Source organism: Vibrio sp. 10N.261.55.F4, assembly GCF_041470465.1.
GTDB lineage: Bacteria > Pseudomonadota > Gammaproteobacteria > Enterobacterales > Vibrionaceae > Vibrio > Vibrio crassostreae_C.
Genome location: NZ_JBFRMM010000003.1, coordinates 1 through 14,967 on the forward strand (window position 1 = coordinate 1; position 14,967 = coordinate 14,967).

A 14,967-nucleotide genomic window follows, 5' to 3' on the forward strand; every position below is an offset into this window, starting at 1 on the left:
GCTTAAGGTTCTGTCTATGAGACGTGCTTAATCCCAAGATGTCGAATTACTTTTACTTGAGCGTCATCTTTGATTTTAAAGCTGTTGAATAAAAATGGGTGTTCATTCCATTTTACGGGGAGTCGTATATGCAGACCGGGCTGAATGCGATCTACGGTAATCTTTATGCTGCCCATTTTTATATATAATATTGATGATTAATCTCTATTTATAATTCTAATAAAACCAAGCAGCAATTTCACTATCCAATTTCACAGGCTCAACTTAAAGAGTCGCAGTGCACCATCCAGCGTATACCGAATTTATCTTCTACTTTGCCAAATCGAGCCCCCCAAAAAGTATCTGCGAGTGGAGTCATTATCCGCCCTCCCTTCTTGAGCTTTTCAAAGATTTGCTCTTGAGTCGTCGTATCCTCAGTAACAAGGGAGAGTGCAAGATTGTTTCCTTCTAATTCTTTCGCTTTGACGCCATCTGACATCATAAGCTTCATACCGAATGCTTCAAACTCTGCGTGCATAACCCAATCAGGCTGAGCACCCTCTATTACCTGTGGTGCGTCACTAAATAGTTGTTTTGATAAAACTACACCACCAAAGCACTTGTGATAAAAGTCCAATGCTTCATTACAACGACCATCAAAAAATAAGTAAGGGGTTACTTTCAGCATATCTCTCTCCTTTATGATCTATCTTAAACATAGACAATAGATGTGAGAATTAAAGGTAACATTCTGATTTAAGATAATTAATTCATTGGCACATTAGATTACGAAGAGAAATGATGAAATTTAGGAATGAAACATCAAGATCTGACTGATTGAACAGGCATACCTGCCGCCACCGTGAAGGCAATGCTTCCTATACCCCAGATACAACAAAGCCCCGATTTTCATCTAGGCTTTGTCATTTAAATATGGTGCCGGTAGGTGACTTGACTGGGCTTGCATCCAAGCCGACACGCTGGATTTAAAATTCACAAACGCCCAAAGCGACCTTTTTATGTTTGGTACCGGTAGGCGGACTGATTGGACAGGCATTCCTGCCGCCACCGCGAAGGCAACGCTTCCTATATCCCAGATACAACAAAGCCCCGACTTTCGTCGAGGCTTTGTCATTTAAATATGGTACCGGTAGGCGGACTTGAACCGCCACGCCCGAAGGCAACGGATTTTGAATCCGTCGTGTATACCAATTTCACCATACCGGCATTATCTTGGGGCATTGCCCTTTCGATGTTTGGCATTATACGTATGCGAACTGATGTGGCAAGTATAAAAACTTGAATTCATGTGTGTTTGCCGATAATTTCGCCACTAAGTCATAAGCTGTGCGTCATGTCTCTTTTCAGGCTAAGCCTTAAACTATATTCTGACGCCTCAATTTTTAAAGAAGTAATAACACATGACATCAACAAACACTCTGCCACCAGCAGGAGTCATGCGCCGATTTGGTGCCTTGTTCTACGACGCTCTGATCGTAATCGCTATTGAAATGTTGGCGGCTGGCGTCATTGTCGCTCTACTGCACGCGCTCATGGCTCTCGGCATTTTTAACCACAGCGGTTATGCCGATGTTAGTGACTTCTTAACCAACCATCCGATTTGGAGCCCTGCATATACCTTTTACTTAGTCGCCGTTTGGGTATATTTCTTCGTGTTCTTCTGGACTAGAGCTGGTCAAACTCTCGGCATGAGAGCTTGGAAGCTGCGCGTTCAAAACAAAGATGGCTCAGCGATCACAGTAACTCAGGCGCTGATTCGTTTAGGTACTTCAGGTTTTGGACTGGCAAACCTATGTGTTCCATTCGATCCTGAAAAACGTGGCTTTCACGATATCTGGGCAAAGACCGAAGTCGTTGTGTTACCACAAGCACGATAATGTGATTTAAGTTAGCTCCAATCAAGATCAAAAAAGGAAGGCGTTATGCCTTCCTTTTTACTATTTACAGTTTCCGCCTCAAGAGCATGATGGCAATTCCAAGGAACACCACGCTCGGGGCTATTGCGCCAAAGGCGGGTGGTATTTGATAAACCAAACTCACTGGGCCAAAGAACTCACTGGATATATAGAAGGTAAAGCCAGCAATAACACCTGACAAAATCCTCGCACCCATGGTCACACTACGCAAAGGACCAAAGATAAACGACAGTGCCATCAACATCATAACCGCGATCGAAATTGGCTGGGTTATCTTTCTCCACAGCGCCAATTCATAGCGTGATGCATCTTGCTCTGACGCCTTCAGATAAGAAACATAATCATACAACCCACTTAACGATAGCTCTTCTGGTTTAACCGTTACTATCGCCAACTTATCTGGAGCTAATGACGTTTCCCAAGAGTAAGTCGGTAAACTTTCTTTAGTAATTTGAAGTTCGTTTTCAAAAGACGTGATCTCTACATCCTTCATCGTCCACACGTTGTCTCCAACGTAATCAACTTCGTCAGAATAAATAGCGGTTTTAAGTGCCTTGTTTTCATCAAAGCGCCACATGTTCATTCCATATAGCTTCTGGTCATCGATTTTGACAATGAAGATGAAGTCATTGGCATCACGAGCCCAGACACCACTTTGCGTCGAAATAATATTACCACCAGCAATCGAGATAGTTCTTAAATCACGAGCCATTTTCTGCGCTTGCGGTGCTCCCCATTGACCAAGCAATGTCACCACGATCATCAGTGGAATAGCTGTTTTAAGTACTGATAGGCCGATATCTAACTTAGAGAAACCAGCTGCCTGCATAACGACAAGCTCAGAACTTGCAGCAAGCATACCAAGCCCTATCAATGCGCCAAGCAATGCAGCCATTGGAAAGAACATTTCGATATCACGAGGGATACTCAATAAAACGAAATACAGCGCTTGTAATAGATCGTATGTACCACGGCCAACTTTTCTTAGCTGTTCTACATATTTGATGATCCCAGAGAGACCAACAAACGTCACCAATACCAGTGACGTCGTTGCGATGATGGTTCTGCCTATATATAAATCGAGAATCTTAAACACGGCTTAAGCCAACCTCTTATTCTTGAATTTTTCTTTCAAACGCCTTACTGGCACGCTATCCATAAAGTTGGCACCAATCGCGACAAATAACAATAACGCATTGATTGGCCACATGCCGATTACCGCAGGAATGCTCCCCTCTTCGATTGAAGACTTGGTTGCACTGATTGCTAAGAAATAGGTGAGATAAATCAGTATTGCTGGGCCGATTTTCGCAAAACGACCTTGTCGAGGATTTACCGCAGACAGTGGCACGACAAGCATGGTCAACAATGGAATACAAAGTACCAAAGAAATACGCCACTGCAACTCTGCTTTCGCACTATTATTTGAGTTACCAATCAGTTCAAGCGTAGGGATCGCTTCCCAGTCTCGACCTTTCTTCTCAACTTCACGCTGACCAATCAGGCCTTCGTATTCTTCAAAGTGCGTCACCCTGTAGTCGAGGCGAGTCGGAATGCCTTCATGACGAGTACCATCGTACATTACGATCACTTGGCGACCATCACTGAGCTCTTTTACATCACCTGACTTCGAGAACATCACACTTGGCAGTACAGAATCACGCGGACGCATTTGAGCTACGAACACGTTTTCTAACTTATTACCGTCGATATCATCAATAAACACGACAGAAGAGCCATCCGGCGTACCTTCAAACTTACCTTTTGGTAGCAAATCAACGCTGTTCTCTGCAGCTACTTCTTCATACATTTGTTCAACTTTGTCTTGTGACCAAGGAGATAACCAAAATGAGTTAAAGGCTGCAACAGATGCCGTAATTAAAGCGAGGTAAAGCGCAGATTGGATCAGGAATTTATTACCGATACCGGTGGCGTTCATGACCACTATTTCACTTTCAGCGTAAAGGCGGCCAAAAGTAAGCAAAATACCAATATAGATACTGAGTGGAAGCATCAATAGGCCCATCGCTGGCATATTTAAGCCAACAATCGACAATATAAGACTCGCAGGGATATCACCATCAGAGGCATCCGCTAAAACACTGATGAATTTTTGGCTGAGAAACACGAGAAAGAGAACAAAAAAGATCGCAAATTGGCTCTTGATTGTCTCGCGGATCAAATATCTAACAATAATCACGCTCAAATTACCTATACAAAACTTGTTTTTTTGATTGAATCACTATAATTTCCCGTTGAACCTTTTATTTTTTTAAATTTTTAGCTAAGTGTTAGCGTTCTTCTTTAAGGTTAGTTCCATTATAGGATCCAACAAGTAAGAACCCATTATCTAACATTTAGTTCGATTTGTCTTCAGGATGTAGGAGTACGCATGGAGTTCAGTGTAAAAAGTGGCAGCCCAGAGAAACAGCGCAGCGCATGTATCGTTGTCGGTGTATTCGAACCGCGCCGCCTTTCTCCAGTCGCCGAGCAATTAGATAAGATTAGCGATGGCTACATTAGTTCACTGCTTCGTCGCGGTGATCTAGAGGGTAAACCTGGCCAGATGCTACTACTGCATCAAGTACCTGGTGTACTTTCAGAACGTGTTCTACTGGTAGGCTGTGGTAAAGAACGTGAGCTAGGCGAGCGTCAATACAAAGAAATTATCCAAAAAACCATCAGTACACTAAACGAAACAGGTTCTATGGAAGCTGTATGTTTCCTTACAGAACTTCACGTTAAAGGTCGCGACACTTATTGGAAAGTTCGCCAAGCGGTAGAAGCGACTAAAGATGGTCTTTACACATTTGACCAATTCAAGAGCAACAAGCCAGAGACTCGTCGCCCACTACGTAAATTGGTATTCAATGTACCAACACGTCGCGAATTGAGCCTGGGTGAGAAAGCAATCTCTCACGGCCTTGCTATTGCTTCAGGTGTAAAAGCGTCTAAAGATCTAGGCAACATGCCACCAAACATCGCAAACCCTGCTTACCTTGCTTCTCAAGCTCGTCGTTTAGCCGACGATTACGAGACAGTGAAGACTAAGATCATTGGCGAAGAAGAGATGGAAAAACTGGGTATGACATCATACCTAGCAGTTGGCCGTGGCTCTAAAAATGAATCGATGATGTCTATCATGGAATACAAAGGCGCTCCGGATCCAGATGCGAAGCCGATTGTATTAGTAGGTAAAGGTCTGACTTTCGATTCAGGCGGTATCTCGCTTAAGCCTGGTGAAGGCATGGATGAGATGAAGTACGACATGTGTGGTGCGGCGTCTGTATTCGGTACAATGAAAGCACTGGCTAAGCTGAACCTGCCTATTAACGTGGTTGGTATCCTAGCCGGTTGTGAAAACATGCCGGGCAGCAATGCTTACCGTCCAGGTGATATCCTAACGACAATGTCAGGCCAAACGGTTGAAGTACTCAACACTGATGCTGAAGGTCGCTTGGTTCTATGTGATGCTCTAACTTACGTTGAGCGTTTTGAACCTGACTGTGTTGTCGATGTTGCTACGCTAACTGGCGCATGTGTTATCGCTCTAGGTCACCACATCAGTGGCGTTCTATCGAACCACAACCCACTTTCTCACGAACTTGTTAATGCTTCAGAGCAAGCAAGTGACCGTGCATGGCGTCTACCAATGGCAGACGAGTACCATGAGCAGCTAAACAGCCCATTCGCTGATATGGCGAACATCGGTGGCCGTCCTGGCGGCACAATCACTGCTGGTTGTTTCCTGTCTAAATTCACTAAGAAGTACCACTGGGCACACATCGACAGTGCTGGTACAGCTTGGAAGTCAGGCGCAGCGAAAGGCTCGACAGGTCGTCCTGTCTCAATGCTAGTCCAATTCTTATTGAACCGCAGCGGCCAAGAGACTGAAGAGCAATCTTCAAAATAATAAAAAGGGCCTACGGGCCCTTTTTTAATAAGCGCTATTTGTTAGACCCTGTTAACCAAGTAACATTGATATCCACGATTTTCAGTTCGAGTATTAAGTATGCAGACTGCTACATTTTACATTGTGCCTTCAGACAGCCCGCAAGCCAGCGAAGATGGTTTTGCTCACTATGTGCTGTTTCTTGCTCAGCACTTTGCAAAACAAGGCGCTAAACTTTATCTCAACTGTAATGACAAAGAGCATGCCGAGCGTATTGCTGAAGTTTTCTGGCAAGTCGAACCCTGTGATTTTATTGCGCACAACTTGGTTGGCGAAGGCCCGAAGTATTCAACCAACATCGAAATTGGCTATCAAGGCGTAAAACATAATTGGAATCGTCAGCTAGTAATTAATCTGGCCGATAATCATACAACCTTTGCGAACGCCTTTGCTCAGGTGATAGACTTCGTCCCTTGCGAAGAAAAAGCTAAGCAACTCGCTCGAGAAAGGTATAAAATTTACCGTCAAGCTAGATATCAGCTACAAACTATCGAGATTCAACATCCATAGTCAAACCTCATAGTTAAAGCTATCTTTGGATTTAGATTCAAGAAGCTTCACTTATGAAGTTTGACCACGATTAACCATTCACAGTATCCGTTTAAGAGCACTATGGAAAAGACATACAACCCAACATCAATCGAACAAGCTCTGTATAAGACTTGGGAAGAGAAAGGCTACTTTAAGCCACACGGTGACACATCAAAAGAAGCTTATAGCATCATGATCCCGCCACCGAACGTCACTGGCAGCCTACACATGGGTCACGCGTTCCAAGATACGATCATGGATACGCTTATCCGTGCTCAACGTATGAAAGGCAAAAACACGCTTTGGCAAGTGGGTACTGACCACGCTGGTATCGCAACTCAAATGGTTGTTGAGCGTAAGATTGCTGCCGAAGAAGGCAAAACAAAACACGACTACGGCCGTGAAGCTTTCATCGACAAGATCTGGGAATGGAAAGGCGAATCAGGTGGCACGATCACTCAACAACTTCGTCGTCTTGGTGCATCTGTAGATTGGGATCGTGAACGATTCACTATGGATGACGGCCTATCGGCTGCGACTCAAGAAGTGTTTGTTCGTCTATACGAAGAAGACCTAATCTACCGTGGTAAACGTCTAGTAAACTGGGATCCTAAACTGCACACTGCAATCTCGGATCTTGAAGTTGAAAACAAAGACAAAAAAGGTTTCATGTGGCACTTCCGCTACCCGCTAGCGAACGGTGTTAAAACGGCAGATGGTAAAGACTACATCGTTGTTGCGACTACTCGTCCTGAAACCATGCTTGGCGATACTGGTGTTGCTGTTAACCCAGAAGATCCTCGTTACAAAGATCTTATCGGCAAAGAAATCCTACTTCCTGTTGTAAACCGTCTTATCCCTATCGTAGGCGATGAGCACGCAGACATGGAAAAAGGCACGGGTTGTGTGAAGATCACTCCAGCTCATGACTTTAACGATTACGAAGTGGGTAAGCGCAACAACCTACCAATGATCAACATCCTAACGTTCAATGCTGATATCCGTGATGCTGCTGAAGTCTTCACGACTAACGGCGAAGAAAGCGATGTTTACTCAACAGGTATCCCTGCTAAGTACCAAGGTATGGAGCGTTTTGCTGCACGTAAAGCTATCGTTGCTGAATTCGATGAGCTTGGTCTTCTTGAAGAGATCAAAGATCACGACCTGACTGTCCCTTACGGCGACCGTGGTGGCGTGGTTATCGAACCAATGCTGACTGACCAATGGTACGTGCGCACAGCACCTCTTGCAGAACCTGCAGTTAAAGCGGTTGAAGATGGTCAAATCCAATTCGTACCTAAGCAGTACGAAAACATGTACTTCGCGTGGATGCGTGACGTGCAAGACTGGTGTATCTCTCGTCAACTTTGGTGGGGCCACCGTATCCCAGCATGGTACGACAACGATGGTAAAGTTTACGTAGGTCGCACTGAAGAAGAAGTTCGTGAAAAGAACAACCTAGCGCCTGTTGTTGTGCTTAAGCAAGACGACGACGTACTGGATACTTGGTTCTCTTCTGCACTTTGGACGTTCGGCACACAAGGCTGGCCTGAAGATACTGAAGCACTGAAAACATTCCACCCATCTGAAGTACTAGTATCTGGTTTTGATATTATCTTCTTCTGGGTTGCTCGTATGATCATGATGACCATGCACTTCGTGAAAGACGAAGATGGCAAGGCTCAAGTACCTTTCAAAACTGTTTACATGACAGGTCTTATCCGTGATGAAAACGGCGATAAGATGTCTAAGTCGAAAGGTAACGTACTTGACCCAATCGACATGATTGACGGCATCGGCCTTGAAGAGCTAGTAGAGAAGCGTTGTGGCAACATGATGCAACCTAAACTGGCTGCTAAGATCGAAAAGAACACACGTAAAACATTCGAAAACGGTATCGAACCCTACGGTACTGACGCACTGCGTTTCACTCTTGCTGCTATGGCTTCAACTGGCCGTGACATCAACTGGGACATGAAGCGTCTTGAAGGTTACCGTAACTTCTGTAACAAGCTATGGAACGCAAGCCGTTACGTACTGATGAACACAGAAGAGCACGACTGTGGCATGTCACTGTCTGTAGAAGACCGTGCAAACATGGAATTCTCTCTAGCCGATAAGTGGATTGAGTCTCAGTTTGAAGTTGCAGCGAAAGAGTTTAATGCTCACCTAGACAACTACCGTCTAGACATGGCAGCAAACACGCTTTACGAATTCATCTGGAACCAATTCTGTGACTGGTACTTAGAGCTAACTAAACCTGTTCTTTGGAAAGGTACTGAAGCTCAACAACAAGCGACTCGTTACACGCTTATCACGGTTCTTGAGAAGACTCTGCGTCTTGCTCACCCTGTTCTTCCTTACATCACTGAATCTATCTGGCAGAGCGTTAAGCCGCTAGTAGACGGCGTTGAAGGCGAGACAATCATGACTCAAGCGCTTCCTCAGTTTAATGAAGCTAACTTCAATGCTGAGATCGTTGACGACATCGAATGGGTTAAGACTTTCATCACTGCTATCCGTAACCTACGTGCGGAATACGACATTGCACCAAGCCAAGGCTTAGAAGTAATGATCAAGGTTGCTGATGAGAAAGATGCCGCTCGTATCGAAGCGAACAAGATCGTTCTTACTTCTCTAGCTAAGCTAGACGATATTAAAGTTCTAGCTGATGGTGAAGAGACTCCTGCTTGTGCAACTAAACTGGTTGGCAAATCTGAGTTGATGATCCCAATGGCGGGTCTTATCGACAAAGATGCAGAGCTTGCTCGTCTAGATAAAGAAGTCGCTAAGACTCACGGCGAGATTAAACGTATCGAAGGTAAGCTAGGTAACGAAGGTTTCGTTGCTAAAGCACCAGAAGCAGTTATCGCGAAAGAGCGTGAAAAGCTTGAAGGCTACAAGGAAACTCTTGTTAAGCTTGAAGAGCAAAAAGCGACAATCGCTGCGCTTTAAAACCGAGTGAACGAGAAGGCTTCAAACTTCTCGGTCTAAATAGAAAGGTTGGTCTTGGTGACCAGCCTTTTTTTATGTCCCTGATTCCAATATTCCAATGCTTCTCACTCTAGCCGCACTGATTGATAGGTTTCATCTATCAAATTAATCTCTACTTCCCATTATACTTAATGATAATAATTCTCAATAATAGACCTATCAAAACAACACAACGACTGAGTAATTATCATGAAAAAGACACTAACCTTTGCTGCATTACATTTTACTATCGCATTTAGTGTCGCTTATGTACTAACAGGCGACATCTTAATTGGTAGCTTAATCGCTATGATTGAGCCCTCTGTGAATACTGTTGCCTTCTATTTTCATGAAAAGGCGTGGGCTCAAGTTCCAGCTCTTAAAGCTCGCCAGTGGATGACCAAATTAAAAACAGCAAGCTTTGCTACCATCCACTTTAGTGTTGCCTTTACCGTTGTCTACTTGTTGACTGGAGATGCTTTCATAGGCGGCGTGATGGCTTTGCTAGAGCCAACTTTAAATACCGTTGCTTACTACTTCCACGAGAAAGTCTGGTTACGTAAATCAGGCGACCAAATGGCACAACAACAATTCTGTTTGCACCAACATGCTTAGTCACCATATATTGGGTCACATATTAGTGACCCTTTCATAGGCAGATCATGGAACAAATTGCTGAGTTCACCCTTAGACCCATTACACCGCAAGACAACCCAAGCATCGCACAAATCATTCGCCAAGTTTCGGCTGAGCATGGACTCACAGAAGATAAAGGTTATGGCGTAGCCGACCCAACACTCGATGATATGTACTCTGTCTATAGCCAAGCGAATGCAATGTACTGGGTTATCGAACACAACGGAAAGATCGTCGGAGGCGGTGGCTTTGCCCCTCTAGCAGGTAAACCCAATGTGTGTGAGCTACAAAAGATGTACTTCTTACCGCAAACTCGAGGGCATGGCCTAGCCAAGCGAATTGTCGCTTTGAGCTTAAAGCAAGCCAAGCAACTTGGGTATCAACACATGTATTTAGAAACGACGAAGTGCTTGGGTGCTGCGGTCAAACTCTATGAGAAGCTTGGGTTTGAGCATCTTGAGTCAGCTTGGGGAGAAACAGGCCACGACGCTTGTGAGGTTGTCATGGCCAAGTCGTTATAAGCAGAATGCGCCGCTATAGCGAAAGAAGATAACGCTAAAATATACGGAGTTAACGTAGAAAGTTACTGACGCAAGAAGTTGGGTTCAAGGCAACAAAAGAACTCTCTTCTTGCCCATCAAGTACCACTTCTAATGGGTATAGATACTTGGGGTTAGGATTCTCAATATCAAAAATGATAGGAGCTTCGACCTGGAACACGACGCCAGTATGTTCAGCGCGTACATCAATCGGCATCACGAGAGTCATACCATTAAACTTGATGGATGCCGATACTAACCCCGCCTTTAGCGTTTGATAGATAACATCCACTTTAAACTCACAGCCACCACCGTGGTGCCAGATCTGCTCTGTGACAACTTGCTCTAGCTTGACGTTTCGAACGAACTGCAGGTATGGCGCTTGCCAAATCCCGATGCGTGAATCAGATTTAGCGATAGCCTGTGAAGATACAGAGTCATCCATGTCTTCTTCAAGCAATAGGCTCTCCTCTTCTTCAAGGAAAAGGATCTCGAAACGGTTTCGGCCGGACTGCATATAAGGACGGATATCTTTACGGTATTCAGCTTGGCTACCATCACAATCAAAAACAGCCACACCATTAAGTCGAACTTCAGCAAAATAATCGACTCCAGCCATCACTAACTCAACAAATGGACACGCTAACATAGCGTCATCCACTTCGATGTCGTGCATCAGGTGCCACTCTTGCTCTGCAATTTGACTTTCACTCAAGCTATCAGGGAGCTTTGAGCTTAACGGAGCCGGAAAGGTGATGTCATCTTGTGGGATAGAGAGATCCGTCAGTGGCGAAATTTGCCAAAGACCATCGAGAAGCAACCGCATATCATTCCTTGAGCTAGATCAATTTTGACCGCATTATAATGAATGAATGCATATAAAGACATTTATTTTTCTGAGGGTAAAAAAATGCCAGCTCGAGGCTGGCATTTTATAAAATTGGGAAAGAATTACTCTTCGCCTTCATCATCTTCGTCTGGGTAGATAGCATCTTCACCTTCGTAGTAAGTGCCCCAACCGTCGTAGATAATGTCAAACTTCTCTGCAAGGTTTACAAGCTTCTCAACTTGCTCATCAATCGCTTCTGCATTCAGAGTACATTGCATCGTTGCATCACAACAAAGTAGCTTATTGCCATCTTCGTCTTCTGTCTCTTCAGCTTCAAGCACTTCAAAGCCCATTTTGAATGCTTCAACAACCGCTTTCTCAAGCACATCGAAATCTTCAGCAAATAGGTGATGCTCGATATCGTATAGAGCTTCAGGATCGCTACCATCTTCAATTAATGCTGTAATGATGTCGCGAGTCTCTTCCTTTTGAAATTCAATTAATTCCGCTACTGATAGATATTCATCTTCGTGAGACATGTGTCTGCTCCAGAGTGTTGACTATGAAAAGATCAAATTTGATTGCCACGAAATATGGCACGGATCGTCCAGAAAAGCCACCCAGATCAGGCCTAGAAAGGTAAGTTTATCGCGAGATCGCAGCGCCAATATCAATTCAAAAGTAAAATCAAAATCACAGAAACAAATTTTCAACATTTTATTAACTGCGCCGTATTTTAGCATTTCGTTTTTGTGGCCACTTTAGGGCTTATTGAATAAAACTTGCGTGATTAGTCACGTTAGGTGCATACGCTAAACCGCTTTTGGGGTGCATAAATCCTCAGCTTGTTATCAAAAAGTGCATAATAGTGAATAAAAAATCACGATTAATAAGCAAAATTCAATTCTAACAAGCCACGAATTGAGCATAGATCCTCAAAAACGTTGTTCCGTTCGATAGCCAGTTAGTTGGAATTTAATCTGTATAAACTTAAAAATCACAGGTTTTATGACCAATTATTACCCAAATACCTTGTATTAACTCAATCTACAAAACTTGCATATTACGGACAAGCTTGTCATAAATAGACGCTGGATTAATAGTAAGGATGCAAAATGAGTAAGCTGTACGTTGGCTCCGAAGTCGGTCAATTGAGACGAGTTCTCCTAAATAGACCTGAAAGAGCACTCACCCACCTCACCCCTTCAAACTGTCATGATCTTCTATTTGATGATGTACTTGCCGTTGAAGCCGCTGGTGAAGAACATGATGCCTTTGCAGAAACGCTGCGCAGCCAAGACGTAGAAGTACTACTGCTGCATGACCTGCTAGTAGAAACGCTTGCCGTATCTCAGGCTCGTGAGTGGTTGCTGAATACTCAAATCTCAGATTTCCGTTATGGGCCGACTTTCGCCCGTGACTTAAGAAACTACCTTGCTCAAATGGATAATGAGCATCTAGCAACGATCTTACTCGGTGGCTTGGCCTACTCTGAGCTTCCTATCAAATCATCATCGATGCTGCCTAAAATGCATCGACCACTCGATTTCGTTATCGAGCCACTGCCTAACCACCTATTTACGCGAGATACTTCTTGCTGGGTTTACGGTGGTGTATCGCTTAACCCAATGATGAAGCCTGCACGTCAACGTGAAACGAACCACCTGCGTGCTATCTACCGCTGGCACCCAGTGTTCGCAGGCCAAGATTTCATTAAGTACTTTGGTGACGAAGACCTTCACTACGACAACGCTAACATTGAAGGCGGTGACGTACTGGTTATCGGTAAAGGTGCGGTACTGGTTGGTATTTCAGAGCGTACGAAACCACAAGGTGTCGAAAACCTAGCGGCTAGCCTATTTAGATCAGGCCAAGCGAGCGAAGTGATTGCGATCGATCTACCAAAACACCGCTCTTGTATGCACCTTGATACGGTGATGACACACATGGATATCGACACGTTCTCTGTCTATCCAGAGATCGTGCGTAAAGACCTAGACACTTGGCGCTTAACGCCAAAAGAAAATGGCGAAATGCGTGTCGAGAAAGCTGAAAACTACCTGTCAGCGATTGAAGGCGCGCTAGGCCTTGATCAACTGAAGATCATCACAACCGGCGGTGATAACTACGAAGCTGAGCGTGAACAATGGAATGACGCAAACAACGTACTGACAGTGAAACCAGGTACCGTGATTGGTTATGAACGTAATGTTTACACCAATGAGAAATACGACAAAGCAGGTATCGAAGTTCTGACGATTCCGGGCAATGAGCTAGGTCGTGGCCGAGGTGGCGCTCGCTGTATGAGTTGCCCTATCGAAAGAGACGGTATCTAAGTCAAAGAGCTCAGTTAAACAGACTCAATAGTCTTATCTAGGCCAGTATTCATTTACTGGCCTTTTTTATCAAATTAATAAAATAAATATTCACAAATATAGCATTTTTATGTTTAACTAAGTTCTTCATTGATTCTATATACGCAAGGAGCGAGAGATGGCCTTTAATCTTCGCAATCGTAACTTTCTAAAACTTCTCGACTTTACTCCTAAAGAGATTCAGTTTTTACTCGACCTGTCTGCTGACCTAAAAAAAGCTAAGTATGCAGGCACTGAGCAGAAGAAACTCAACGGCAAAAACATTGCTTTGATCTTCGAGAAAGCATCAACTCGAACACGATGTGCGTTTGAAGTGGCCGCCTTTGATCAAGGTGCTCAAGTCTCTTACCTTGGCCCTTCTGGTTCTCAGATTGGTCAAAAAGAATCAATGAAAGATACGGCGCGTGTATTGGGACGCATGTACGATGGCATCGAGTATCGTGGCTTTGGTCAGAGTATCGTTGAAGACTTAGGCGCTTATGCGGGCGTGCCGGTTTGGAATGGCTTAACCGATGAGTTCCACCCTACTCAGATCTTGGCTGATTTCCTCACTATGCTTGAGCATGGCCGCGGGAAGCATCTACACCAAATCAGCTTTGCTTATCTAGGCGATGCACGCAATAACATGGGTAACTCTCTGTTAGTCGGAGCCGCGAAGATGGGCATGGATATTCGCCTTGTCGCGCCAAAAGCCTTTTGGCCAGAAGAGCAGCTTGTTGAAGAGTGCCAAACCATTGCGCAAAACACTGGCGCAAAAATCACGTTAACTGAAGACGTTGCTGAAGGCGTGAAAGGTTGTGATTACCTATACACCGATGTTTGGGTTTCGATGGGCGAAGCCCCTGAAGCTTGGGACGAACGTGTGGCGGTAATGAAACCATACCAAGTGAATATGGATGTCATTAAGCTAACTGGTAACCCTCAAGTGAAGTTCATGCACTGCCTACCCGCTTTCCACAACAATGAAACTGTGATTGGTCAGCAAGTCTCTGACAAGTATGGAATGAACGGCTTGGAAGTGACTGACGAAGTGTTTGAATCTGACTACTCGATTGTATTTGATGAAGCTGAAAATCGCATGCACACCATCAAGGCGGTGATGGTCGCGACGCTTGGCCAATAGACAATAATGAAAGTAAACAAAAGCTTGATGTAATCGCTTGCGCTCACAAATTGAAAGCGTATAATTCTCGGCAATTTGTCTGAGAGTAGTGAA

The 14,967-nt window shown here is 44.3% G+C and carries 13 protein-coding genes, 1 tRNA gene and 1 pseudogene; 8 read left to right on the plus strand and 7 right to left on the minus strand.

The annotated features are described in order from the left end of the window. Positions 1–20: 20 nt before the first annotated feature. The 3 genes and pseudogenes from AB4249_RS03160 to AB4249_RS03170 form a co-directional block, all read right to left on the minus strand. Positions 21–176, minus strand: a pseudogene (locus tag AB4249_RS03160) (DUF3391 domain-containing protein); the annotation flags it as partial. A gap of 83 nt (positions 177–259) precedes the next feature. Continuing rightward, positions 260–667: a VOC family protein gene (locus AB4249_RS03165; protein WP_102320265.1), complete on the minus strand. Its 408-nt coding sequence runs from the start codon at positions 665–667 to the stop codon at positions 260–262. A 454-nt stretch (positions 668–1,121) separates the two neighbouring features. Further along, positions 1,122–1,206: transfer RNA gene (locus AB4249_RS03170), tRNA-Leu, on the minus strand. 194 nt (positions 1,207–1,400) lie between these two features. Between AB4249_RS03170 and AB4249_RS03175 the strand changes: the two genes are divergently transcribed. Further along, positions 1,401–1,877: an RDD family protein gene (locus AB4249_RS03175; protein WP_017058939.1), complete on the plus strand. Its 477-nt coding sequence runs from the start codon at positions 1,401–1,403 to the stop codon at positions 1,875–1,877. Positions 1,878–1,941: 64 nt separating this feature from the next. Here AB4249_RS03175 and lptG read toward each other — a convergent pair whose 3' ends face one another. Continuing rightward, positions 1,942–3,012: an LPS export ABC transporter permease LptG gene (lptG, locus tag AB4249_RS03180; protein WP_017058938.1), complete on the minus strand. Its 1,071-nt coding sequence runs from the start codon at positions 3,010–3,012 to the stop codon at positions 1,942–1,944. A 3-nt stretch (positions 3,013–3,015) separates the two neighbouring features. Then, positions 3,016–4,116, minus strand: a complete 1,101-nt coding sequence (gene lptF, locus AB4249_RS03185; protein WP_017058937.1) for an LPS export ABC transporter permease LptF — start codon at positions 4,114–4,116, stop codon at positions 3,016–3,018. Between the two features lie 192 nt (positions 4,117–4,308). Between lptF and pepA the strand changes: the two genes are divergently transcribed. The 5 genes from pepA to AB4249_RS03210 all read left to right on the plus strand — a co-directional run bounded on the left by pepA (position 4,309) and on the right by AB4249_RS03210 (position 10,529). Next, positions 4,309–5,829, plus strand: coding sequence for a leucyl aminopeptidase (gene pepA, locus AB4249_RS03190; protein ID WP_017058936.1), 1,521 nt, complete (start codon positions 4,309–4,311; stop codon positions 5,827–5,829). A 99-nt stretch (positions 5,830–5,928) separates the two neighbouring features. Further along, on the plus strand, positions 5,929–6,378 hold the full coding sequence (locus AB4249_RS03195) for a DNA polymerase III subunit chi (RefSeq protein ID WP_017066664.1): 450 nt from the start codon (positions 5,929–5,931) through the stop codon (positions 6,376–6,378). A gap of 102 nt (positions 6,379–6,480) precedes the next feature. After that, entirely contained in the window at positions 6,481–9,354 is a 2,874-nt protein-coding gene (locus AB4249_RS03200; RefSeq protein WP_017063742.1) for a valine--tRNA ligase, read from the plus strand. A gap of 228 nt (positions 9,355–9,582) precedes the next feature. After that, positions 9,583–9,987: a DUF2061 domain-containing protein gene (locus AB4249_RS03205; protein WP_017058933.1), complete on the plus strand. Its 405-nt coding sequence runs from the start codon at positions 9,583–9,585 to the stop codon at positions 9,985–9,987. 47 nt (positions 9,988–10,034) lie between these two features. After that, complete coding sequence (locus AB4249_RS03210; protein WP_017066666.1) at positions 10,035–10,529, plus strand: GNAT family N-acetyltransferase; 495 nt, start codon at positions 10,035–10,037, stop codon at positions 10,527–10,529. Positions 10,530–10,578: 49 nt separating this feature from the next. Here the strand turns inward: AB4249_RS03210 and AB4249_RS03215 are convergent, their stop codons facing one another. Both AB4249_RS03215 and rraB read right to left on the minus strand, forming a co-directional pair. Next, a complete protein-coding gene (locus tag AB4249_RS03215; RefSeq protein ID WP_017058931.1) occupies positions 10,579–11,373 on the minus strand; it encodes a glycosyl hydrolase 2 galactose-binding domain-containing protein in 795 nt (264 codons plus the stop codon). A gap of 125 nt (positions 11,374–11,498) precedes the next feature. Next, the gene (rraB, locus tag AB4249_RS03220) at positions 11,499–11,915 is read right to left on the minus strand and encodes a ribonuclease E inhibitor RraB (RefSeq protein WP_017058930.1); all 417 of its coding nucleotides are present in this window, start codon (positions 11,913–11,915) and stop codon (positions 11,499–11,501) included. A gap of 576 nt (positions 11,916–12,491) precedes the next feature. Between rraB and arcA the strand changes: the two genes are divergently transcribed. After that, entirely contained in the window at positions 12,492–13,712 is a 1,221-nt protein-coding gene (gene arcA, locus AB4249_RS03225; protein WP_017069412.1) for an arginine deiminase, read from the plus strand. A 157-nt stretch (positions 13,713–13,869) separates the two neighbouring features. Continuing rightward, on the plus strand, positions 13,870–14,874 hold the full coding sequence (locus tag AB4249_RS03230) for an ornithine carbamoyltransferase (RefSeq protein ID WP_017063738.1): 1,005 nt from the start codon (positions 13,870–13,872) through the stop codon (positions 14,872–14,874). Positions 14,875–14,967: the final 93 nt, after the last annotated feature.